Here is a 22814-nt window from a genome sequence, read left to right as displayed (position 1 = left end):
GTTTGGATTGGGTAGCATTACGACATTATGTCGAATTGAAAGTAAAAGTGTAGTTAATTAAAAATTGGAAGCATGCAAATGAGCCAAGAAAAGCAGCTGGAACACAACTACAACTATACCGTAGTACGTCAATTTACCTTAGTCACCGTACTTTGGGGAATTGTCGGGATGGCAGTTGGTGTTTTAATCGCCGCTCAATTAGTCTGGCCACAGCTCAACTTTGATACGCCGTGGTTGACGTATAGTCGCTTACGTCCTCTGCATACTAATGCGGTAATTTTTGCGTTTGGTACCAGTGCACTGTTTGCAACATCTTATTATGTTGTTCAGCGTACTTGTCAAACACGTCTATTTGGTGGTCCTTTGGTCGCCTTCACCTTTTGGGGTTGGCAAGCCATAATTTTATCCGCTGCAATCACTTTACCGTTAGGACTTACGTCTGGTAAAGAGTACGCAGAATTAGAATGGCCGATTGATATCGCTATCACACTCGTTTGGGTGGCGTATGCGGTAGTGTTCTTCGGAACATTAATAAAGAGGAATACTTCACACATCTATGTGGCAAACTGGTTCTTTGGTGCCTTCATCATCACCGTAGCCGTCTTGCATATAGTGAACAGTTTGGCTGTTCCGGTTTCATTAGGTAAATCATATTCGATTTACTCTGGTGCGGTCGATGCCATGGTTCAGTGGTGGTATGGTCACAACGCAGTAGGCTTCCTACTGACTGCTGGCTTCCTCGGAATGATGTACTACTTTGTACCTAAACAAGCTGAACGACCAGTTTACTCTTACCGTTTGTCTATCGTTCACTTTTGGGCCTTGGTTTCGTTGTATATTTGGGCTGGTCCTCACCACCTTCATTACACAGCATTACCAGATTGGACTCAGTCTCTAGGTATGGTTATGTCGTTAGTTCTATTCGCTCCTTCTTGGGGTGGCATGATTAACGGTATTATGACGCTATCTGGCGCATGGCATAAACTTCGTCATGATCCTATCTTGCGCTTCCTGGTTGTTTCATTGTCTTTCTATGGTATGTCTACCTTTGAAGGCCCGATGATGGCAATTAAGACGGTTAACGCATTGTCTCACTACACTGACTGGACTATCGGACACGTTCACTCTGGTGCATTAGGCTGGGTTGCAATGGTTTCTATCGGTTCTGTTTACCACCTAGTACCACGCTTGTTCGGTCAAGAACGTATGTATTCTGTTAGCCTAATCAATGTACACTTCTGGTTAGCAACTATCGGTACCGTTCTCTACATCGTAGCAATGTGGATCTCAGGAGTAATGCAAGGTCTGATGTGGCGCGCAGTAAATGCTGACGGTACGTTAACATATAGCTTTGTAGAATCAGTACAAGCGTCTTACCCGTTCTACTTCGTACGCTTTGTAGGAGGTTTCATCTTCCTATCTGGCATGTTCCTAATGGCTTATAACACTTATAAGACCGTGAGCGCACCTAAAGATAGCCTAAAAGCTGTCGTTCATTCGGCTTAAGGAGATGACGAGATGAGTTCTAATTCAAAAAATCGCCATGAAATAGTCGAAAAGAACGTTGGGTTACTTGCGATACTGATTGTTGTGGCTATTAGTTTTGGTGCTTTAGTAGAAATCACACCGCTGATTTTTCAAAAGCAAACCACAGAACCTGTAGAAAACCTACGTGCTTATACTGCATTGGAAATGGAAGGTCGCGATATTTACATTCGTGAAGGTTGTAACGTATGTCACAGCCAAATGATCCGCCCTTTCCGTTCAGAAACCGAGCGCTACGGCCACTACTCTGTAGCGGGCGAAAGTGTATGGGAACACCCATTCTTGTGGGGTTCTAAGCGTACAGGTCCTGATTTGGCTCGTGTTGGCGAACGTTACTCTGATGAGTGGCATCGTGTTCACCTAATCAACCCTCGCCAATTGGTTCCTGAATCGAATATGCCAGGTTTCCCTTGGTTAGAAGAAAACGTCTTAGACGGTGAGTTGACACAACGTAAGCTGGAAGTATTCCGAAACCAGTTTGGTGTCCCTTACACGGATGAACAAATAGCCAACGCGAAACAAGATGTTGCAGGTAAAACCGAGATGGACGCCATCATCGCTTACCTTCAGTCTCTTGGCCACGCGATGAAATAAGGAGCAGATATGGATATCGGTACTATTCATAGTATATGGACTCTATTGCTTTTCATTAGCTTCGTAGGAGTCGTATGGTGGGCATATGGTAAAAGCCGTAAATCTCGCTTTGATGAAGCCGCTAACTTAGTTTTTGCAGACGAACCGCAAAACAAAGAAGCCCAAGAAGCCCAAGAAGCAGATAAGGGAGTGACTAAGTAATGAGTACATTCTGGAGTATCTGGATAAGCGTAATTACCATCGGCACTCTTGTTGGCTGTGCAGCACTGCTTTATTGGTGTGTAAAAGACAAAATGGGCGTTGAGGAAGGCGAAGACATGGGTCATGAATACGATGGTATTCGTGAGCTAAATAACCCGCTTCCAAAATGGTGGACTTATTTGTTCATCAGCACGTTCATCTTCTCTGCAGTTTATTTGGTTCTGTACCCAGGACTTGGTAACTTTGCAGGCGTATTAGGTTGGACAAGTTCCGACCAAGAAGTACGTAGCCTAGAAGAGTCTCGCGCATCGGTTGCACGTTCTCACAGTGAGAAACGTATTGATCAGTACGCGATGGAGCTAGATGATGCCCAAACCAACTTTGGTGAAGCATATAAAAAGCTGGCTTTCACAAGTACTGGTGAGTTACGCCCTATCCCTGAGATAGCGGGTGATGAAGAAGCGCTTAAAGTGGGTCAACGTCTGTTCTTGCAAAACTGTTCGCAGTGTCACGGCTCTGATGCTCGTGGTCAAATTGGTTTCCCTAACTTGACTGATGACGCTTGGCTATATGGCGGTGAACCTCAGGCAATCGTGAATACTGTCCTGCATGGTCGTATTGGCGCAATGCCAGCATGGGGTGATGCGTTTGGTGAGCAAGGCGTGAAAGAGGTGGTTACCTACACTCTTAGCCTAGCAGGTCGTAAAGTCAATGCGCGTGAAGCCGAAGCCGGTAAAGCTCGTTTTGCTGCGTGTGCTGCTTGTCATGGTACGGATGGTAAAGGAAACCCAGCATTTGGTGCTCCTGACCTAACAGACCAAGACTGGTTATTTGGCGACACTCGTGAAGCCATCACTCAAACTGTGGCTTACGGACGTCAAGGCGTGATGCCGGCATGGAAAGATATTATGGGTGAAGACAAAGTTCAGCTCGTATCGGCCTATGTTTGGAGCCTAAGTAACAAATAAATCGTAACATTTCACTACAGCCCCTGTTCAAGGGGCTGTCTTTTCTTTAAGTTAAATCTATGTTTTGTAGTTGAGATTTTTTTTATGATAACCCCTTGGTATAAACAGTTTTGGCCGTGGTTCCTAATCGCATTACCAGCATCTGTCGTCATTGGCAGTTTTGTTACGCTTGGTTTGTTTTCTAAAAATGCGGTTTCACTTGTCGCAGAGGATTATTATAAAAAAGGTAAAGGCATCAATATTGATCTTTCCAAAATCAATGCAGCCAAAGAGCTAGATCTTGGTGCGATGGTGCTTTCGAAACAAAACTCCGTTATTGTCCAATTCGACAAAGGCGAGCTACCACACTTCCCTGCTTTGATCGTTTATTTTACTCACCGTACGTTACCTGACCGTGATTTTCAGAAAACGCTATCTGCTGATGGCCAAGGAAACTACCAATTCTCGTTACCAAAAGAGATCTCGGGCCCTTGGTTTGTTGAGCTTGAACCTCATAACCAGCAATGGCTAATACAAGGAAAGGTCGAATTCCCTTCTGAATCTCCAACAGCATTAATGAAATAGATCATGGATAAAGCGTGTTATCACTGTGGTGAAGAAGTCCCAGCAAACACCGATTTTATCGTCGAAATATTGGGGCAAGACCGAGACATGTGTTGCCCTGGTTGCGAGTCGGTAGCAAAAACAATCGTTGAGAGCGGCTTAGTCTCTTATTATCAGTACCGAACAGCCCCAGCTGAAAAGGCCGATCTTGTTCCCGAACAACTCCGAAACTTGATTCATTACGACAATGAAGAAGTTCAAGGCGAGTTTGTTCGACAAACAGACGAGTATTCAGAAGTTACCTTATCTCTTGAGGGGGTATCGTGCGCTGCATGTGCTTGGTTAATCGAGAAACAACTTGTTCATCATAAAGGCGTTGTTTCCATTCGCGTCAACACGACTACCAATCGTGCATTATTGAGTTGGTCTAAATCAGAAGCCAAATTGAGTGAACTGCTAGCGGCAATACACCAGTTAGGTTATAAAGCTGCCCCTTTCGAAGCCGATAATCAAGAAGCTGCTTACCACCGCCAAATGAAGCAATACCTCTACCGTCTCGGTATTGCGGGCATAGCGACGATGCAAGTGATGATGCTTGCCGTCGCTTTGTATTTAGAAGTGTTTGGAGACCTTGATCCCCAATTTAAACAGTATTTTCGTGTTGTCAGCCTTATTTTCGCCACTCCTGTATTGCTCTATTCAGCGCTTCCTTTTTACTTAAACGCATGGCGGAGCCTTAAAGGCCGAACTTTGGGGATGGATGTTCCGGTTTCGGTAGCACTAATTTTTGCTTACGCAGCCAGCCTAGTGGCAACTGTCACGGAAAATGGCGAAGTATTCTTTGAGTCGATCTCAATGTTCACTTTCTTTTTGCTTTTGGGGCGTTTTCTCGAAATGCGAGCAAGAAGACAAGCAGCAGCAGCGAGCGCCAATCTCCTTAAGCTCGTTCCTGCTATCGCAACGAAACTGGATGGCAGTCAAACACCAGTAAAATCGCTTATCGTCGGCGATCAAATCCGAGTATTACCAGGAGACCACATTCCGGCTGATGGCATGGTATTAAAAGGTCGAATACACATTAACGAAGCCATGCTTACTGGTGAATCCGTTCCTGTTGTTAAGCAACAAGGCGATAGCGTATTTGCTGGCACACTTAATGGTGATGAATCGTTTGAATTGGAAGTAACGACAAAAAAAGCCGACTCCATGATTTCTCACATTGTGCGTTTGCAAGATGAAGCTCAAATGTCTAAGCCAAAAATTGCCGAAATCGCAGATGTTGTTGCTCGCTACTTCGTCGCTGTAATCCTGATAATCGCCGCTGGAACCTGGTTCTATTGGCATCAATCTAAACCAGAAGATGCGTTTTGGATAATGCTCGCAGTATTAGTTGCTACGTGCCCATGTGCTTTATCTCTGGCAACGCCGACCGCGATCACATGTGCGACTTCGAGACTTGGAAATCTCGGTATATTACTACGTAAAGGTCATGTATTTGAGACCTTATGCAAGGTAAACCACCTCGTTATCGACAAAACCGGCACGTTGACCGAGGGCAATATCGCGATTACAGACGTAAAAATTCATGGTCAACTTGACGTAGATACGTGTTTGGCTGTCGCTGCGTCAATGGAGCAGCATGCTAACCACCCTATCGCCAAAGCATTTGGGCAATACTTACAGTCTAATGTTGAAGTGACCAACGTTGAAAACTTGATTGGCTTTGGCGTTCAAGGCGACTTGAATGGTCAAATGTGTAAGTTAGGCAGCGAAAAATTCGTGTTGGCCGGTTCTAAAGGGTCAACGTTACCTTCCGTTTATTTATCTATTGATGGTGTTCATCAAGCAACATTTTTCTATAAAGACCCAATTAGAAAAGAAAGTGAAACGCTTATCACACAATTATCAAAAGTTGGCGTAAAAACCACGCTATTGACCGGTGATTCCATAGAGCACGCAGAACCAGTGGCTCAAGCTATGGGAATCACATCGGTTGTCGCAAGTGCTACGCCGGAAGATAAACTAAATTTCTTATCAACCCTCAAGGCCGACGAAGTATCTTTGATGATTGGTGATGGCATCAACGATGCTCCTATTCTGGCAGGCGCTCATCTTTCCGTTGCTATGGGTGGAGGAACCGATGTCGCTAAAGCCTCTGCAGATATGGTGTTACTAGGTGATAGACTAGACAAATTGATCATCGCACGACACCTAGCCTTGAAAACACGTAAGATCATCAGGGAAAATCTAGCTTGGTCTTTAGGTTACAACTTATTGATACTGCCGCTAGCCGTAGCAGGCTTAGTTGCGCCGTACATTGCCGTTGTTGGTATGTCAGCAAGTTCGATTATCGTCGTCTCTAATTCACTCAGACTGCTTAAAGATAAAGGCTAAAAAATGGAAAGCTTGTTTATTTTAATCCCGATCGCTATCGTCTTGGTATGCCTAGCCGTTGCCGTATTCCTGTGGGCAGTAAGAAGTGAGCAGTTTGAAGATTTAGAGCGGCAGGGGCACAATATATTGTTTGATGAAGACCAACCACGTAAAAAGCAGAAAGACGATCCTGATGAATGATTGGATCGCCGCTTTAATGGTCGGATTCTTAGGCGCTGGCCACTGTATGGGTATGTGTGGAGGCATTGCTTCTGCGATGTCTTTGGGTAGCAATTCCAGCAATAGGACTACATTCATTACCCTTTGTTATAACTTGGGCCGTCTGCTCACCTATTGTATTGCTGGGGCGTTAATTGGCGGAACGGTATCTTCGATAGCAGAGGTAGCAGACTACAATCATGCTTTTGTCTATTTAAGATTACTTGCGGCAATATTCATGATTCTGCTCGCCTTGTATCTTGGTAAGTGGTGGTTTGGACTACTATTTATTGAAAAAATGGGGCAACACCTTTGGAAACACTTATCGCCTTTGGGTAACAAGCTTTTGCCGCTACAATCGCCTTGGCACGCCATTCCATTTGGTATGGTTTGGGGCTGGCTTCCTTGTGGGCTAGTTTACTCAATGTTGACTTGGTCGGCGGTCGCTGGTGACGCCGTTAGTGGTGCGATGATCATGCTCGCATTTGGCTTGGGAACATTGCCATCGATGGTCATGATCGGGTTTGGCGCCACCAAGATACAAAGTTTGCAGAGGTCACCAACTTTTCGCCAAATAGGCGCCCTACTATTGCTAGCTTATGGTATCTACTCCGGGTATGACGCGCTGATATTATTGTCATAATCTGTTATATCTTGTTGTTTTCTTATAATATTTTTATCTATCCTTTAGGGTTTAGAAGTGTTAAAATATTGATGTATATCAAATTAGTGCTTGGAAGTTATGATATCTGATAAACCTGCGACAAAACGAATCCAGTCTGGCGGATGTGCAATTCATTGCCAAGATTGTAGTATTAGTCAGCTTTGCATCCCTTTTACGTTGAATGAATCAGAGCTGGATCAGCTTGATGAAATCATTGAGCGTAAGAAGCCGATCCAGAAAGGCCAAGAACTATTTAAAGCCGGTGATGAGCTAAAATCACTTTACGCGATACGTTCTGGGACAATTAAAAGCTATACGATCACAGAACAGGGCGATGAACAGATCACAGCCTTTCATCTAGCGGGAGATCTTGTAGGATTTGACGCAATCAATGATAACGAGCACCCGAGCTTTGCTCAGGCTCTTGAAACATCGATGGTTTGCGAAATTCCTTATGAAATCCTCGACGATTTGTCTGGCAAGATGCCAAAGCTAAGGCAGCAAATTATGCGTTTGATGAGTAACGAAATCAAAGGCGATCAAGAAATGATTTTGTTGCTGTCGAAGAAAAATGCAGAAGAAAGGTTAGCAGCATTCCTTTATAACCTGTCTACTCGTTTCTCTCAACGAGGCTTTAGTCCTCGTGAATTCAGACTGACGATGACACGTGGTGATATCGGAAACTACCTAGGATTGACGGTCGAGACCATCAGTCGTCTATTAGGGCGCTTCCAAAAGTCTGACATTCTTAGCGTAAAAGGTAAGTACATTACCATCATCGATCACAGCGCATTGCAAGATCTTGCTGGCGTCAGTAAAGGTTAACTCCCCCCTTTTCTATTCATGAAGCGGCTCAAAAATGAGCCACTTCATATTTCTCTACCAATTCCTTCGAATTTGCTAAAAACTTTTTCTTGATTAAGCTACAGTTTAATTAGATATTGTCTTTAACCAATTGGTTTATAAGGAGCTGGTTATGAGTATTTACAATAAGATCCTCGTTATCGCTGATGTAAATAGCGATCAGCAACCCGCCCTCGCACGAGCAATACAACTCAGCGAGAGCAGCCGTTCAGAAAGCCACATCACTTTTTTCTTATCCATCTACGATTTCTCGTACGAAATGACCTCGATGCTTTCCGTTGACGAGCGCAATGCCATGCGTAAAGGCGTCATTCAGCAACGAGAAACTTGGATGAAAGAAGTGGCGCAACCTTATTTAAACGACACAATCAATATAGATGTAAAAGTGGTTTGGCATAACCGCCCATACGAAGCCATTATTGGCGAAGTATTCAGTGGAGAACATGAAATTGTCGTTAAAGCGACACGCAAGCACGACTTGCTTGAGTCGGTCATTTTCACACCAACCGACTGGCACTTGTTGCGGAAATGCCCTTGCCCAGTATTACTAGTAAAAGATCACGATTGGCCGGTTAATGGATACGTTATTGCATCTGTACACGCAGGCTCAGAAAACCCGACTCACTTAGGTCTCAATGACACTATGGTTGAGCAATTAAAAGACATCACTCACAGACTTAATGCTCGTCCAGTATTGGTTAATGCCTACCCTGTTACTCCTGCTAACATCACAATTGAACTGCCAGAGTTTGATCCTGCGAGCTATACCGATGCGGTACGTGGGCATCACTTAACGTCAATGAAAGCGCTAAGGCAAAAGCACGGGCTTGATGAAGAAAATACCCGCGTTGAACAAGGCTTACCTGAAGAAGTCATTCCTGCTGTGGTTAAAGAGTTACATGCAGGGCTTGTCATATTAGGTACCACTGGGCGCACTGGGTTATCCGCAGTCTTTATTGGCAACACAGCTGAGCACGTCATCGATAAGATTACGTGTGACGTATTGGCGTTTAAGCCAAGTGGCTATATTAGCCCGTTAGATCCCAACCAATAAACGGGCAACAAAAAATAAGGCGACCCTTTGGTCGCCTTAAATATATTGTTCCAATATCAGTGCAATACTAAACGTTGGTCACATCAATAAACAGAGACTCATCAATATTAGACGAAGAGACTTCCGCTTCGCTAAAGCCATATTCTTCTCGTTCACCTTCTCTATCAATCGGCAAATTGATGAAATCAAACAAAGCTCTATCCGCTAACTGGCTAGGGCTTACATTTTGAATGGACTTAAAAACTTGCTCTACACGACCAGGAGTTTTCTTATCCCAATCGATCAACATCGCTTTAATACTCTGGCGCTGTAGGTTTTCCTGAGAGCCACATAAATTACATGGAATAATTGGAAACTCTCGATGTTCAGCGTATTCAATCAAATCAGTTTCGCGGCAGTATGTTAATGGCCTAATGACAACATTACGTCCATCATCAGAACGAAGTTTAGGTGGCATTGCTTTTAGCCTTGCACCATGGAACATGTTCAAAAACATGGTCTCGACGATATCATCCAAGTGGTGGCCTAATGCGATTTTCGTGGCTCCAATTTTCTCAGCGAAAGAATATAAAGTGCCACGACGCAGTCTAGAACATAAACCACAAGTGGTTTTACCCTCAGGTATTTTTTCCTTAACGACAGAATAGGTGTCTTTATCAACGATATAGTAAGGAATGTTCAATGTTTCAAAGTATTCTGGCAGTATGTGCTCGGGGAAACCTGGTTGTTTTTGGTCCAAATTTACAGCGATAACGTCAAATTTAATTGGCGCTACCTCTTTCAGTTTCAATAAAATATCTAACATCGCGAAAGAGTCTTTGCCGCCGCTAATGCACGCCATCACCACATCGTTCTCTTCGATCATATTGTAGTCAACGATCGCGTTGCCAACGTTTTTTCGTAAACGTTTTTGGAGCTTGTTGAATTCCAGAGTTTCTTTCTTACTATCTAATTGATTCATTACAACTTCTCGTGTAGCCAATTGGTTCGACGGCTGATTTCTTAGTGGGATGCGTTCTAGGGCGTGGATTATACGGATTTTTTTTAAAGGTTGGAACACATCAATCGAGACAAGTTTTACTTAGACAAGGCCAAGAATGATTGGGAATTAAATAGACCACCGATACGATGGTCTAACGATTGAAGGCGACTCTGCTAGATTAAAGATCAATTTGCATTAGGCAACCAAGGTAAAACCCGTGTTGTCGGCTTTGGTAGCATTAAGCTGGCACCTGGAGCAAGTTTGGCGAGTTCTACGTAAGCTCGTCCGTCGATGATATCAAAGGACTTACCGTTAGAAGCATCAATGCTGCCATTAAATCCATCAGCAAACTCTAACGTGACGCCCTCGACATTTGGAGTAAACCAGCTGGCGAACATGCCGCCTAAATCTTCTAGCATCACTTGCATTTGAGGTAACAGTTTTTCAATGTCTTGATAAGTTACTTCACCACTTAACTGTTCATTAGCCATTACAACCATCGAGAAATCGCACTGAACTTCGGTGCCCATTTGCACATACACTAGCGGGTTAGCACTTTTTAAATTACTGTCAAGAGGCACTTTGAATTCAAAACCTGACGTATCAAGTTCTTCATAATGCTCTTCTTTTTCCATCCATGCTTTCGTTAGCGGGCATAATTTCTTGGTTTCTGCATTTAAGAAGAACATACCCAGACGAACATCATCATGCCCTTCTTTAGCGTTATTCTTCATCTGTGAATACAACTTGGAATAAGTAAACATGTATTCCTGCGCATGCAATGGAAACGATGCTGCGAGAGACAGCAGGATTAAACTCGTAACTGGCAATTTCATTAATTAACTTCCATTCTCTGACCAAAATTTACTATTGTGACGGATCATTGCTTGGAGCTCGCTGATGTAGTCCGAACCGCGCTCTGAATATTGACCTAACTCATTGATTAGTGCGAGTGCTGTGTCGTCACTTTGTAGAGAAGCTCCCTCTTTTTCCAACGCCAAACGCTTAATTCGTAAATTCTGGTAAGCTCGATTACGGTTAATGTTCATAAAATAGGCATTAACCGATTGTTGAACTGAAGAAAACTTAGCCACTTCATGGCTCGCCCCTTCGTTACGTTGTAATGGAATGAGCCCGCAGCCCTCTCGATAACACCACTGACCAAAGAAGTTATTAGCTTGAGTTGCAAACCTTGATGTTCCCCAAGCAGACTCATTAGCGGCTTGGATCATTACCATACTAGGAGGCAATACATTCACACGTTCAAGAGCCTGATCAATCCACTCCAGTGTTAACTCAGCCCCCTCAGATAATGAAAGCTGATAAGTTTTGCCAATGCGGGTTATATAACTGCGGCGCTCGCTCGTTAGTGAAGCATCTGCCAGTGCACTTTTAGCAGCCAACAATGCATTTCGTTCGTTTAAAACACGTTTGTTTTCAATATCTATCTTCGGTTTAAGATAACCAAAAAAGGCTGATTTTTTCTCGTTTACATCAGTAAATGCCTTGAAATCTGGCTTATCACCGACAGTAACCAAAGGTGATTGTGGCTCTTTTGGTATTTCAACGGTGGTTGATCTTACTGAACTAGGCTGCTCTTGCTCTTCTTCAGATAGCAAAAGGCCAACTCCAGATAAGCCCATCAGGGCGCTGATACCAATGGCGTAAGAAACCTTATTACGCATCAAATGAACCCGGGTTATTACGACCTGAATCTGAATCAGTCGCTGCTGGCATGTCTGAAGCAACCACTTTCAAACGAATTCCGAACATATTGCGGTACAAAATCCCTTTCACGTGGAAGAAGAACGGCACAACAAAAATCAGACCAATACCATAAAAGAGCGTCGCCACAACAAACATCAGCGTTACCATCATGTAGATACCCGCAATTGGGAAAATCTTCTTATTAATGGCTCTGAGCGACAACAACATAGATTGCAAAGGCGCAACACGTTTTTCACAGATAAGCAGAATCGATAGGCTAAAAGCCATTGTTAGGTAAAAAGAAACAAACGGCAGCAACACACTCGCGATGGCTTGCAGCATCAAACTAAACAACGTAGCGATAATAACCGGAATAGTGAACTGTAAACCCTTTGCCATATGACGAGGCCTTGTCGTTAATCCTGCAGCATGGCTCATGGCCATTAAGCTAATACCCGCATACAGTGGCGCGCTGATCACTTCATAGCTAAAGTTGGCCATAAAAATCGACTGAAGAATTCGTTCGTCAAATAACAGGGGATCTTTAACCGCTTCCAATAGCACGGACGGATCACCTAATTGCAATTTCAACGCGATATAGAAAATCACCGCTTGCATAAAAATGAGAAAAACTATCGCAGGAGAGAACGTTAAAAAGTGCTTAATAGTCTGTTTCCAAGCTTCTTGAAATACAGCTGTTGGGCTAAGCTCATAATCACCTGAAAGCGCCTTTTCTACACTACCGCCAAGGTTAAAGTCTTTTTCTATATCTTCGTTATTCATAATATTTCCGTGGCAGGTTGAAGGCTGCCAGATTGAGTATGCTCGCTATTATACTTAAAGGTCGCCAACTCGTAACAAGAAGTATGCAATAAGCACTTTTTTTTATTGCGATAATGGCGAATAATTAGACAGTTATTGAAAAACCATTGCCCTCTATCGAGTATGGTAGAACTTATTGCATAAAAGACGCAAAAAAAAGTTGTTTCAGAGTAAGAAATTTCTTTGCGGATCAGAAGATGGGACTTATTATGCGTGCCCGATTCGTAGCGTACTTATGGCCTCGGTTTTTAGGCTTGTATAGGAGAAAGACAGACATTGAAAAAACCAACACATGTAGTTGAACTTACTAACATTAGTAAGAGTTTTGACGGAAAGCAGATCATTGGCAATTTGAACCTAAATGTAAACCATGGTGAATTCCTCACTATATTAGGTCCATCGGGGTGCGGTAAAACAACCGTGCTTAGGATGATCGCTGGATTTGAAACCGCTGACAGCGGAAGTATTCATCTTGCAAGTCAGGATGTCACTTCAGTTCCTGCTGAACAGAGGCATGTAAATACGGTATTTCAAAGTTATGCATTATTCCCACACATGACGGTGTTCGATAATGTCGCATTTGGCTTAAAGATGCAGCAAGTGGCCTCTTCTGAGATTGAACTGCGTGTTGTGGAGGCACTGAAAATGGTGCGACTCGATCACATGACGCAGAGAAAACCACATCAACTCTCTGGTGGCCAACAGCAGCGTGTTGCGATTGCTCGTGCCGTAGTTAATAAGCCAAAAGTGTTATTGCTCGACGAGTCTTTATCGGCATTGGATTACAAGTTACGTAAACAAATGCAGATTGAACTAAAACAACTGCAACGTCAGTTGGGTATCACCTTCATTTTTGTTACTCACGATCAAGAAGAAGCGTTATCCATGTCTGACCGCATTATCGTAATGAAAGACGGTAATATTGAGCAAGACGGTACGCCCCGCGAAATTTATGAAGAGCCAAAGAATCTATTTGTTGCAAAGTTCATTGGCGAGATAAACGTATTCCATACTAAAGCGATCGAGCGTTTGGACGAAAAACGCATTCAAGCTGAAATTGAAGGCATCAATGCTGTGGTTTACTACGATCAGCCGATTGAACAAGGTCAACTGCTGCAGGTGCTATTAAGACCCGAAGATCTTCGGTTAGAAGAAATCAAAGAGTCTGAACAAAAAGGCATTGTCGGCCACGTTGTTGAGCGTACATATAAAGGCATGACACTTGACTCAGTTGTTGAACTAGAGTCAGGTTTGCGCGTGATGGTGAGTGAGTTCTTTAATGAGGATGATCCCGACGTTGATCACTCGTTAGGGCAAAAAGTCGCGGTTACATGGGTTGAAAGCTGGGAAGTGGTACTGGCGGATGAAGAAGCTTAATTTACAGAATGCAATAGTTGGGCTCGTTGTAGGCTGGCTAGTAGTCTTTGTGTTGTTACCAAACCTGATGATCATTGGTACCAGCTTTTTAACCAGAGATGAAGCTAACCTTATCGAGATGACTTTTACACTCGATAACTACATCAGGTTGGCAGACCCACTGTATTTTAAAGTGCTGTGGCATTCGTTTTATATGGCGATTGTCGCGACATTATTGTGCTTAGCGATTGGTTATCCATTTGCTTACATCGTGGCAAAAATGCCACAGAAGTGGCGTCCGTTTATGCTGTTTTTAGTGATAGTCCCATTTTGGACTAACTCACTGATCCGCACCTATGGGCTAAAAATAGTATTAGGTACTCAAGGCATCTTAAATAAGAGCCTAATCGCATTAGAAATCATAGATAAACCAATGCGCATTATGTACACCGAAACGGCTGTTATGATTGGCCTAGTATATATCTTACTGCCATTCATGATATTGCCACTCTACTCTGCTATTGAGAAGCTCGATGGAACGTATATTGAAGCCGCAAGAGACTTAGGTGCAAACAAGTTTCAGACATTTATGAAAGTGGTATTACCGCTAACTATGCCAGGCATTATTGGTGGTTGTTTATTGGTATTATTACCAGCCCTTGGCATGTTCTACATCTCTGACTTATTAGGCGGAGCTAAGAACTTACTCATCGGTAACGTAATTAAAAGCCAAGTGCTTAATGCACGAGATTGGCCTTTTGGGGCCGCGACGAGCATTGCGCTAACGTTCGCAATGGCAGTCATGCTTTATGCCTATTACCGGGCGGGTAAATTACTGAACAAGAAAGTGGAATTAGAATAATGGGAAAGAGCGCCAAATTTGGTTTCATGGGCTTGGTATACGCATTCTTATACCTCCCAATCATTGTTTTGATTGCCAACTCATTTAACGCCAATAAGTTTGGTATGAAATGGGGTGGCTTTACATTTAAGTGGTACGAGTCGCTGGTTAACAATGACAGTTTGATGCAGGCAGCGTGGCACTCAATCACCGTAGCCGTGTTTTCTGCAACAGCTGCCACCGTCATTGGTAGTTTAACGGCAGTCGCCTTATTTCGTTATCGATTTAAAGGCAAGGGCTTAGTTAACGGCTTACTGTTTATCGTTATGATGTCGCCAGATATTGTCATGGCCATTTCATTGCTGGCCCTGTTTTTAGTCGTCGGGTTTGAACTTGGTTTTTTAACTCTGTTCTTCGCCCACATAACGTTCTGTTTGCCGTTCGTCGTCGTAACGGTTTACTCAAGACTTAATGGTTTTGACGTTAAGATGCTAGAAGCCGCAAAAGATCTTGGCGCGAGTGAATGGGTAATATTGAAACAAATACTTCTGCCACTAGCGAAACCCGCCGTCGCGGCGGGTTGGTTATTGAGCTTTACCCTTTCACTTGACGACGTGATCATTAGCTCTTTTGTTACTGGCCCAACTTACGAAATATTACCGTTGAAAATATATTCAATGGTCAAGGTAGGTATCTCACCAGAGGTGAATGCACTCGCAACTATCATGTTGATTGTGTCACTGGTGTTAGTTGTTATATCTCAGTTGCTCGCTCGAGAGAAGATTAAGTAGTCGGACTCAATAAATTAACAGTACTAAGTTCATCTAACTTTGATGCAACAATCAAACAGTACGGCGAATTGTCCGTACTGTTTTTCTATCCACGTTTGTTTTGGAGCTAACGTAAATGAAAAAATGGGCTACTCTTTTAGCTGGTAGTGCATGTGCGCTTTCTTTGTCAGTATCACCGGTAAGCGCGAATGATAAAAATGAAGAGCTGGTATTCATGAATTGGGGGCCATACGTTTCCAACGAACTCATACAGCAGTTCACCGATGAAACCGGCATCAAAGTCATCTACTCAACGTATGAGTCGAACGAAACCCTATATGCCAAACTAAAAACGCATAATAAAGGTTATGACTTGGTTGTACCCTCTACCTACTTCGTGGCAAAAATGCGCGATGAAGGCATGCTACAAAAAATTGATAAGACCAAATTAACAAACTTTTCTAAACTAGACAGTAACTACTTAGATAAGCCATACGATCCTGACAATGCTTACTCCATTCCTCATGTAGTAGCAATAACTGGCCTTGCCGTGAATACAGACATGTACGATCCAAAAGACTTTACCAGTTGGGCTGATCTTTGGTCTCCGGAGCTCGAAGGGCAAATCATGTTGATGGACGATACCCGTGAAGTTTTCCACATTGCATTAAGAAAGCTCGGCTACTCGGGTAACAGCACCAACAACGATGAAATAGACCAAGCCTATGCAGAGTTGGTTAAGCTTATGCCTAATGTACTGCTGTTTAACTCTGATAACCCTGCTCACCCATATCTCGCTGGGGATGTCGGAGTTGGCATGCTTTGGAACGGTTCAGCTGCTGCCGCACAAGCCGAAGAACTGCCATTACAGCTGATATTTCCAAAAGAAGGTGGAATTGGCTGGGTAGATAACTTTGCCATTTCTTCAGGGGCAAATAATGTAGAAGCTGCACATAAGATGATCGACTTCTTGTTAAGGCCTGAAATCGCGGAGCAAATATCACAAAGCGCAGGTTACCTAACCGCAGTTAAAGAGTCTAATGACAAATTTAAAGACGTGTCAGCACTCTTCCCATCACAAGAAGATCTCGACCGTGTTGAATGGCAAGATGCTATTGGTGACAAAACGACACGCTATGAAAACTATTTTATGAAGCTTAAAGCAGGTCAATAATCCTCACAATTGCAATTAATCAAAGGGTCGCGTCAAGCTGCCCTTTTTCATTTGCTCCATTTGCAGTACAATATGCCCCTCAATATCCGCCTAGTGATATAAACCCCACCATTCATATACATTCAGGTATAGCGTAAAGATGAAAAATTGCTCGAAGCTATTTGCTGGTATTATCAGTGCTGCTACTTTTATTTCCTTTTCTGCTCAAGCTGCAGACGAAGAGTTATATTTCTATAACTGGTCTGAGTACATTCCAAGTGAAGTGCTTAAAGATTTCACCGAAGAAACCGGAATAAAAGTCTTCTATTCGACTTATGAGTCGAATGAAAGCATGTATGCCAAGCTGAAAACCCAAGGTGCAGGTTATGACCTAGTTGTGCCGTCTACGTATTTCGTTTCAAAAATGCGTAAAGAAGGCATGTTGCAGGAAATTGACAAGTCAAAGCTCTCTCATTTTAAAGATCTCGACCCTAACTATCTTGATAAGCCTTTCGATCCAGATAACAAATACTCGATTCCTTACATTTGGGGCGCGACTGGTATTGGTATTAACGCAGACATGCTTGATAAGTCTTCGGTAACAAAATGGGCAGACTTGTGGGACAGTAAGTGGGTTGGCCAGCTAATGATGATGGACGACTCTCGTGAAGTCTTTCATATTGCATTGAGCAAGCTTGGCTATTCAGGTAACACCACTAACCCTGAAGAAATAAAGGCCGCTTACCTTGAATTGAAAAAGCTAATGCCTAACGTATTAGTGTTTAACTCTGACTTCCCTGCTAACCCATACCTAGCGGGTGAAACCTCTATCGGCATGTTATGGAACGGCTCTGCCTACATGGCAAGGCAGGAAGGCGCTCAAATAGATATCGTATGGCCGGAAAAAGGCGCAATTTTCTGGATGGATAGCATTGCAATCCCTGCAGGCGCTAAACATACTGATGCTGCACATAAGATGATCGACTTCTTAACTCGCCCTGAGAACGCAGCAAAAATTGCCTTGGAGATTGGTTACCCTACTCCAGTTAAATCGGCTTACCCTCTGCTACCTAAATCGTTTTCTGAAGATCCTAACGTGTTCCCACCACAGCACATTATGGACTCAGGCGAGTGGCAAGATGAGGTTGGTGAAGCAAGTTCGCTCTATGAAGAGTACTTCCAGAAATTAAAAGTCGACATGTAATCAGGCAGATTCATCAAAGAAATAGCCAAAAGAGCAGTGAAAGCTGCTCTTTTTTATTGTGTGCGCTATTAAGAAACTTAACGTTAAATACTCTAAAGGTATAAAAAATTGCTAAGCGCGTAATGCCGAAGGAACACTCAGTAACTCTTCTACTAACTTAGGCACTTCAATGCTTGCTTTACCGTAACGCTTTTCTTCAAATTCGCTCTCTACTGCACTCGGTTCTAGGTTTATTTCGATAGTATGAGCGCCATGCATTCGGGCATCATGAACAAAACCAGCAGCCGGATAAACAACGCCCGATGTACCAATTGAAATAAACAGATCGGCAGCTTCAATGGCAGAATAAATATCCCCCATCCTTAAGGGCATTTCACCAAACCATACAATATGAGGACGCATTTGTGCCGGAATTTGGCAGCAATGACAAAGATCGTCGATGTTTATGTCATCCGAGCAATCAATGACTTGATTAGATTCAGAACAGCGAGATTTAAGCAACTCACCGTGCATATGAATAATATTCTTGGTGCCGCCTCTTTCATGTAGATTATCTATGTTCTGCGTTATAACCGTTACGCTGCCCTCTATTTGCTGTTCAAGTTTGCCTAAGGCAATATGTGCAGCATTAGGGAGGATCGAATTATCCTGAAGCTTTTTTCGTCTTTGATTGTAAAAATCTAACACCAATAGCGGATCTTTATGGAATCCTTCTGGTGTTGCAACATCTTCAATTTTATGGTTTTCCCACAAGCCATCCTGAGCTCTAAATGTTTGAATTCCTGACTCCGCAGAAATCCCGGCTCCGGTTAAGATTACGATGTTTCGATACGGGTAGTCCATGCTGCTTCCTTAACTGAATCACTACTTTAGTTACCTTAACATCAATGTAACAACATCAGAAGACGTGTGAGTATAGACCATAGTCGAAAAAAGAGCGATCATGATCGCTCTTTTAAATAAATGAAGTCATAAAAGCAACGCGACTTTTATGTTATCGGCAGGAGTTAGTCTTCGTTGGTTGAACTGATCTTATGAATCGCTAAGTCCGCACCGTTAAATTCATCTTCTTCAGAAAGCCTTAAGCCTGTTACAAGGTTTAATGTGCCATAAACAATCAATGCGCCAATCACAGCAACACAAATACCTAATACCGTTCCCAAGATCTGCACGGTTAAGCTCACACCGCCAAGACCACCCAGTGCACTTTGACCAAAGATACCAGCGGCAATACCACCCCAAGCACCACAAACACCATGAAGTGGCCATACACCTAATACATCATCTATTTTTGTTTTGTTCTGTAAGTGCGTAAACAACCAAACAAACGCCGCCCCAGCGACAAGACCAGTAATAAGCGCACCCAGTGGATGCATTAAATCAGAACCAGCACACACGGCAACTAATCCTGCTAACGGCCCATTATGAATGAAGCCGGGGTCATTCTTACCAACAACCAAGGCAGCCAAAATTCCGCCAGTCATTGCCATCAGAGAGTTCATGGCCACTAAACCACTCACTCCATTGAGTGTTTGTGCCGACATCACATTAAAGCCAAACCAACCAACACTTAAAATCCAAGCACCTAGTGCCAAGAACGGAATATTAGATGGCGCGAAGTTTGTGTGCTTACCAGCACGAATTCGCCCGCGACGCATGCCTAAAAATATCACTGCAACCAATGCTATCCATCCGCCAACACCATGTACTACAACTGACCCAGCAAAATCATGGAACCCTGCACCAAACGTCGATTCAAACCACGACTGCACACCAAAATTTCCGTTCCAAATCATCCCCTCAAACAACGGATAGACCAAGCCAACGGTAAAAAATGTAGCAAGGAGGATTGGGTAAAAACGAGCACGCTCGGCAATACCTCCGGACACAATGGCAGGGATTGCAGCAGCAAAAGTCAGCAAGAAGAAAAACTTCACTAACTCGTAGCCATTGCCCGCAGACAATGTTTCTGCATCAGCGAAAAATGTTCCGCCATAGGCAACCCAATAGCCAATAAAAAAGTACGCAATGGTCGACACACCAAAATCGGCGAGAATTTTAACCAGTGCATTGACTTGGTTTTTCTTACGCACGGTTCCGACTTCTAAAAATGCAAAACCGGCATGCATCAGAAATACCATGATCGCACCCAGCAAGAGAAAAAGTGTGTCCGAGCTTTGTGTAAGTGTCTGAACCGCGCCATGCACTTCACTGATTGAATTGCTCATTGTGAAAAAACTCCCAGTATAATTATTATCATGCAATTTCCTTTTGCATTCGATATCTGCAAGTTGTATACCAATACTGTTAACTTAATCACTTATATATATAACTGGCTGAATATAATGAATTACTATACGATCAGTACCCATTATTGGTGCATAGGATTACTGCTCAACTGCACCATTTAAGTGCATCATTGTGATTACTTGGTGCATTGCACAAATAGAGAGCAACTGGACCATTTTGGTTATAAATACCCATTCAGTTGACTGAATTTTAAGCGTCTGGAGAGTCTAAATGAAGTTCAAGAGCAAAATCGTTATTGCGTCGTCGATGTGTGTCATTGGCGCCGTCGCCTGCCTTTCAACCTACCAATATTTTTCCATTTCTGATTACGTTAAAAAAAGCGTAAATGAAAACATCACGTTAGCCTTAGATGAATCAAAACTTGCGGTTGAGTCGGAGCTGTCTAAAAATTCAGTACTGACCTCATCCATTTCAGATTTGATCGAGTTAGCACCGCTAGATAAAAGTCATGTGAGCACTATTTTAGACACGACCACTTTTAAACAATCTTTTATCGTCGTGGGTTTGGGTTATGAGTCTGATGGGTCACTGGTTGAAAACGACCCAAGTTGGCTACCAGACTCTAGCTACGATTCAAGAACAAGACCTTGGTACACCACGGCCAAATCAACCGGGACGTTTAACGTTACTGAACCGTATTTTGATGATGTTACCAATGAAATGGTTGTATCCTTAGCCACTCCCATTAAAAATAACGGGCAGTTTGTGGGAAGCCTATTTGCTGATGTAAGCCTTAAAGATTTGGCAACACAGATCAATAAGATCAAACTTGTCGGCGATGGACACAGTTTCGTTCTTAGCCCTGACGGTACTTTTGTCGCTCATCCTAATTCGCAATACAACGGTAAAAAGCTTCAAGACGTCTTTCCAACTATAACAATCAATGACTCGCTGCAAATTGCCAACATCCAAGGGCAAGATCAGATAATAAAAATGATGCCAGCAGGCACCCAGGGCTGGAAAGTCGGCGTGATGGTGAGTCATGCGGCGGCATACAGTGAACTTACTTCCATTAACAAGGCGAATATCCTGTTTGGTTTGCTCGCTATTGTTCTTAGTGTTTTTGTTGTTTCCATGGTCACCATTCGCCTGTTGCGGCCGTTAGAAAGCCTAAATAAAGCCATTAATGACGTTGCAAATGGCGAAGGTGACTTAACACAAAGACTTTCAACCAATACAGACCAGGAATTCTCTGAACTGGCAACTGGGTTTAATGCCTTTACCTCATCACTGCAGACCATGGTTCAACAACTGCAGGTCATTGGCGGAGAAATCAAAAACAATAACGGCATGATTTCTAACGGTGCAGGTACATCTTCGGCTGCCATGGTTAAGCAGATGGAACAGCTCGAAATGTTAGCAACCGCGATGCACGAGATGTCTGTAACAGCGTCAGACGTTGCAAATAGTGCCCAGTCGGCATCAGATTCGGCGTCAGTCGCCGACAATGCCACCGTCGAGGGAGACGAGATCGTGAGCAATACTCAACGATCGATTACACAACTTGCAGACCGAATATCAGAAGCCGTGGTTAAAGTAAGTGAACTGGAATCGGCCAGTGATAACATCGAAAACATCCTTCGTGTCATCAGTGAAATTGCCGAACAAACCAACCTACTTGCACTCAATGCCGCGATTGAAGCTGCGAGAGCCGGTGAAAGTGGTCGTGGTTTTGCTGTCGTTGCAGACGAAGTAAGAAATCTCGCTAGCCGCACACAGCAGTCTACTTCTGAGATTCAAGAAATGATCACACAGCTTCAAACGGGCGCGTCTGGGGTGACCAAAGTGATGCAAGAAAGTGCGAGTATGGCTTCGGTTGCGGTAGAAGAGTCGTCTAAAGCAAGTGATGCGCTAAACCGAATCAAAGAAAGCATCGGTGTCATCAGCGAAATGAACATGCAAATCGCAACGGCTGCCCAAGAACAAAGCCATGTTGCGGATGAAATCAACGTTAACACTTTGCAAATTAAGGATCTTTCTACTGAAGTATCCACACTGGCAAATGGTGCGGTCTCTGCGGTTGATGAACAGCAACAACGAATCGAGCAACAAGATTCAATCTTAGGTCGATTTGTCGTTTAATCTTCGTTACAAGCACAAAGTGTAAACAATAAAAAAGCCCCAAATTATTTCACAACATACGGTTGAAATGATTTGGGGCTTTTTGTTTTCTATTGGCGTTCTTCCAACTTACAGATTCGGCCCTTTCGACTTTTCTAACGGTAAATTTTGCTGCAGCTTCTTCATACCTTTAACGATTCTGAACATCCAGACCGCAATAGCGACAACCGCAAATCCAGCGCCAACATATGGGATCACATAGCGAATTGAGTCAATCCAGGATGCTTTATACCAGTAATTATGAACCCCAGCTAACACACCGTTAGAAGTAGCAACCGTTACGATCAGCACCACAAAAAATGTAAGGTACAAGAAGAAGCTACGGATCAACCCGTAGTAATGCGAATTAACCACATCGCCATCTTCATTTTTGTCTAACCGATAACCCGCGTAAAGAATCGCGCCAATACCTGAAATCAAAAAGGTGAAAGGTGTAAGCAGGCTGGCAAAATACGCAACCCAAATACCTCGATTATTATTCATCTGTCCATCTCTCAAGTGAGGCAAAACTGCTGCCTCATTG

23 protein-coding genes are annotated in these 22814 nt (G+C 43.3%); 16 read left to right on the top strand and 7 right to left on the bottom strand.

Annotated features, from left to right (window positions below; all coding sequences use genetic code 11):
- The first annotated feature begins 78 nt into the window (after nucleotides 1-78).
- The 10 genes from ccoN (at nucleotide 79) to uspE (ending at nucleotide 9025) form a co-directional block, all read left to right on the top strand.
- Nucleotides 79-1506, top strand: coding sequence for a cytochrome-c oxidase, cbb3-type subunit I (gene ccoN / locus QWZ04_RS02435; protein WP_290324610.1), 1428 nt, complete (start codon nucleotides 79-81; stop codon nucleotides 1504-1506).
- Between the two features lie 12 nt (nucleotides 1507-1518).
- A complete protein-coding gene (ccoO, locus tag QWZ04_RS02430; RefSeq protein ID WP_290324609.1) occupies nucleotides 1519-2139 on the top strand; it encodes a cytochrome-c oxidase, cbb3-type subunit II in 621 nt (206 codons plus the stop codon).
- Between the two features lie 9 nt (nucleotides 2140-2148).
- Nucleotides 2149-2340 carry a cbb3-type cytochrome oxidase subunit 3 gene (locus QWZ04_RS02425; RefSeq protein WP_290324607.1) on the top strand — a complete coding sequence of 64 codons (192 nt, stop codon included), beginning with the start codon at nucleotides 2149-2151 and terminating at the stop codon, nucleotides 2338-2340.
- Nucleotides 2340-3308, top strand: a complete 969-nt coding sequence (gene ccoP, locus QWZ04_RS02420; RefSeq protein ID WP_290324605.1) for a cytochrome-c oxidase, cbb3-type subunit III — start codon at nucleotides 2340-2342, stop codon at nucleotides 3306-3308. Before QWZ04_RS02425 ends, ccoP begins: the two co-directional genes overlap by 1 nt.
- 84 nt (nucleotides 3309-3392) lie before the next feature.
- A complete protein-coding gene (locus QWZ04_RS02415; protein ID WP_290324603.1) occupies nucleotides 3393-3872 on the top strand; it encodes a FixH family protein in 480 nt (159 codons plus the stop codon).
- 3 nt (nucleotides 3873-3875) lie between these two features.
- A complete protein-coding gene (locus QWZ04_RS02410) occupies nucleotides 3876-6245 on the top strand; it encodes a heavy metal translocating P-type ATPase (protein WP_290324601.1) in 2370 nt (789 codons plus the stop codon).
- 3 nt (nucleotides 6246-6248) lie between these two features.
- The gene (gene ccoS / locus QWZ04_RS02405) at nucleotides 6249-6425 is read left to right on the top strand and encodes a cbb3-type cytochrome oxidase assembly protein CcoS (protein WP_290324598.1); all 177 of its coding nucleotides are present in this window, start codon (nucleotides 6249-6251) and stop codon (nucleotides 6423-6425) included.
- Complete coding sequence (locus tag QWZ04_RS02400; protein WP_353958843.1) at nucleotides 6415-7086, top strand: sulfite exporter TauE/SafE family protein; 672 nt, start codon at nucleotides 6415-6417, stop codon at nucleotides 7084-7086. The genes ccoS and QWZ04_RS02400 overlap by 11 nt, the downstream gene beginning before the upstream one ends.
- A 99-nt stretch (nucleotides 7087-7185) precedes the next feature.
- On the top strand, nucleotides 7186-7932 hold the full coding sequence (fnr, locus tag QWZ04_RS02395) for a fumarate/nitrate reduction transcriptional regulator Fnr (protein ID WP_290324594.1): 747 nt from the start codon (nucleotides 7186-7188) through the stop codon (nucleotides 7930-7932).
- A gap of 151 nt (nucleotides 7933-8083) precedes the next feature.
- Nucleotides 8084-9025 (top strand): universal stress protein UspE, encoded by a 942-nt coding sequence (gene uspE / locus QWZ04_RS02390; RefSeq protein WP_290324593.1) that lies wholly within the window; start codon nucleotides 8084-8086, stop codon nucleotides 9023-9025.
- Between the two features lie 67 nt (nucleotides 9026-9092).
- Here the strand turns inward: uspE and ttcA are convergent, their stop codons facing one another.
- The 4 genes from ttcA to QWZ04_RS02370 form a co-directional block, all read right to left on the bottom strand.
- Nucleotides 9093-9986: a tRNA 2-thiocytidine(32) synthetase TtcA gene (ttcA, locus tag QWZ04_RS02385; protein WP_290324591.1), complete on the bottom strand. Its 894-nt coding sequence runs from the start codon at nucleotides 9984-9986 to the stop codon at nucleotides 9093-9095.
- Between the two features lie 206 nt (nucleotides 9987-10192).
- Nucleotides 10193-10843, bottom strand: a complete 651-nt coding sequence (locus tag QWZ04_RS02380) for a DUF2987 domain-containing protein (RefSeq protein ID WP_290324590.1) — start codon at nucleotides 10841-10843, stop codon at nucleotides 10193-10195.
- 3 nt (nucleotides 10844-10846) lie between these two features.
- The gene (locus tag QWZ04_RS02375) at nucleotides 10847-11692 is read right to left on the bottom strand and encodes a glucosaminidase domain-containing protein (protein WP_290324589.1); all 846 of its coding nucleotides are present in this window, start codon (nucleotides 11690-11692) and stop codon (nucleotides 10847-10849) included.
- The gene (locus QWZ04_RS02370; protein WP_290324588.1) at nucleotides 11685-12497 is read right to left on the bottom strand and encodes a DUF2189 domain-containing protein; all 813 of its coding nucleotides are present in this window, start codon (nucleotides 12495-12497) and stop codon (nucleotides 11685-11687) included. Before QWZ04_RS02370 ends, QWZ04_RS02375 begins: the two co-directional genes overlap by 8 nt.
- Nucleotides 12498-12794: 297 nt before the next feature.
- On the opposite strand from QWZ04_RS02370, the gene potA reads away from it, so the two are divergent.
- The 5 genes from potA (at nucleotide 12795) to QWZ04_RS02345 (ending at nucleotide 17860) form a co-directional block, all read left to right on the top strand.
- Complete coding sequence (gene potA, locus QWZ04_RS02365; protein ID WP_290324769.1) at nucleotides 12795-13913, top strand: spermidine/putrescine ABC transporter ATP-binding protein PotA; 1119 nt, start codon at nucleotides 12795-12797, stop codon at nucleotides 13911-13913.
- Nucleotides 13900-14754, top strand: coding sequence for a spermidine/putrescine ABC transporter permease PotB (gene potB, locus QWZ04_RS02360; protein WP_290324587.1), 855 nt, complete (start codon nucleotides 13900-13902; stop codon nucleotides 14752-14754). Before potA ends, potB begins: the two co-directional genes overlap by 14 nt.
- Complete coding sequence (gene potC, locus QWZ04_RS02355) at nucleotides 14754-15524, top strand: spermidine/putrescine ABC transporter permease PotC (protein WP_290324586.1); 771 nt, start codon at nucleotides 14754-14756, stop codon at nucleotides 15522-15524. Before potB ends, potC begins: the two co-directional genes overlap by 1 nt.
- 115 nt (nucleotides 15525-15639) lie before the next feature.
- Nucleotides 15640-16677 (top strand): extracellular solute-binding protein, encoded by a 1038-nt coding sequence (locus QWZ04_RS02350; RefSeq protein WP_290324584.1) that lies wholly within the window; start codon nucleotides 15640-15642, stop codon nucleotides 16675-16677.
- Nucleotides 16678-16816: 139 nt separating this feature from the next.
- A complete protein-coding gene (locus QWZ04_RS02345; protein WP_290324582.1) occupies nucleotides 16817-17860 on the top strand; it encodes an extracellular solute-binding protein in 1044 nt (347 codons plus the stop codon).
- Nucleotides 17861-17971: 111 nt separating this feature from the next.
- On the opposite strand, the gene cobB is transcribed toward QWZ04_RS02345, so the two are convergent.
- Together cobB and QWZ04_RS02335 are read right to left on the bottom strand one after the other, a co-directional pair.
- Nucleotides 17972-18703: a Sir2 family NAD+-dependent deacetylase gene (cobB, locus tag QWZ04_RS02340; RefSeq protein WP_290324580.1), complete on the bottom strand. Its 732-nt coding sequence runs from the start codon at nucleotides 18701-18703 to the stop codon at nucleotides 17972-17974.
- Nucleotides 18704-18867: 164 nt separating this feature from the next.
- Entirely contained in the window at nucleotides 18868-20088 is a 1221-nt protein-coding gene (locus tag QWZ04_RS02335) for an ammonium transporter (protein ID WP_290324579.1), read from the bottom strand.
- A 292-nt stretch (nucleotides 20089-20380) separates the two neighbouring features.
- On the opposite strand from QWZ04_RS02335, the gene QWZ04_RS02330 reads away from it, so the two are divergent.
- Nucleotides 20381-22252, top strand: coding sequence for a methyl-accepting chemotaxis protein (locus QWZ04_RS02330; RefSeq protein ID WP_290324578.1), 1872 nt, complete (start codon nucleotides 20381-20383; stop codon nucleotides 22250-22252).
- A gap of 108 nt (nucleotides 22253-22360) precedes the next feature.
- Here QWZ04_RS02330 and QWZ04_RS02325 read toward each other — a convergent pair whose 3' ends face one another.
- On the bottom strand, nucleotides 22361-22774 hold the full coding sequence (locus tag QWZ04_RS02325) for a hypothetical protein (RefSeq protein ID WP_290324576.1): 414 nt from the start codon (nucleotides 22772-22774) through the stop codon (nucleotides 22361-22363).
- Nucleotides 22775-22814 lie beyond the last annotated feature (40 nt).

The organism is Vibrio tapetis subsp. quintayensis (genome assembly GCF_030409945.1).
GTDB lineage: Bacteria > Pseudomonadota > Gammaproteobacteria > Enterobacterales > Vibrionaceae > Vibrio > Vibrio quintayensis.
The sequence above is the reverse complement of the archived record's forward strand: the minus strand, read 5'-3'. Positions and strand labels throughout refer to the sequence as shown.